This is a genomic window from Entomohabitans teleogrylli (genome assembly GCF_001484765.1).
Classification (GTDB): domain Bacteria; phylum Pseudomonadota; class Gammaproteobacteria; order Enterobacterales; family Enterobacteriaceae; genus Entomohabitans; species Entomohabitans teleogrylli.
The window spans coordinates 1-624 of sequence record NZ_LLXO01000099.1 but is presented as its reverse complement, the minus strand read 5'-3'; the positions used below and the strand labels follow the sequence as shown (position 1 = coordinate 624).

At 50.0% G+C, this 624-nt stretch carries 1 protein-coding gene; it reads right to left on the bottom strand.

Features of this window, described 5'->3' with window-relative positions:
• Positions 1-195 precede the first annotated feature (195 nt).
• Positions 196-624, bottom strand: a 429-nt coding sequence (locus AQ981_RS25415; RefSeq protein WP_058914533.1) for a fimbrial protein, incomplete at its 5' end; no start/stop codon positions are given.

Sequence of the window (624 nt, the reverse complement as noted above, 5' to 3'; positions counted from 1 at the left end):
TAAGTATTACCCGTATCATGCTGTACCGAATTAACCACCGGGCAACCATTAGTACAGGTCGCCGCTGATGCCGGATTAGCCAAAAACAGCGTGCCACCCATCACCGCGCCGCCTGCCAGTATTAATTTGTTTAATACTCTCTTTCCCATTTCCATTATCATCGCTATTATTCTCTGATTTTGTCGGATAGCGGCATCACAAATATTCAGCCTTCAAAGTCACCGTCGCTTCAAATACCCCTTCCACCAGATCGACATTTGCTCTCTGTACCAGCAATGCCTCAATTTTCGGTAGCGCCGACAGGCTGATTTCCACCGGTGTATCAAAGGTGAACGGATGACCGTCGCGGAAGATCTTCACCCCGAGGTTGCCGATATTGCCTACCGATGTCGCCACCGTCGCCTGGTCGACGTTATCAAACGTCGCCAGATTTCCGCGTACGCTGAGCATCAGTTTCCAGTCATTACCGACGGTGCTGTCGCACACGAGGTTATATTTCACTTCCTCGAGATACCTGCCCTCTTTGACTTTCCTGATTGACAGGCGGTCGCCAAACGGCACGCGAATCGTGGTATCGTTATTAATTGAGCACGGTGGTGGTGTCACCAGCATCCCTTTAAAAAT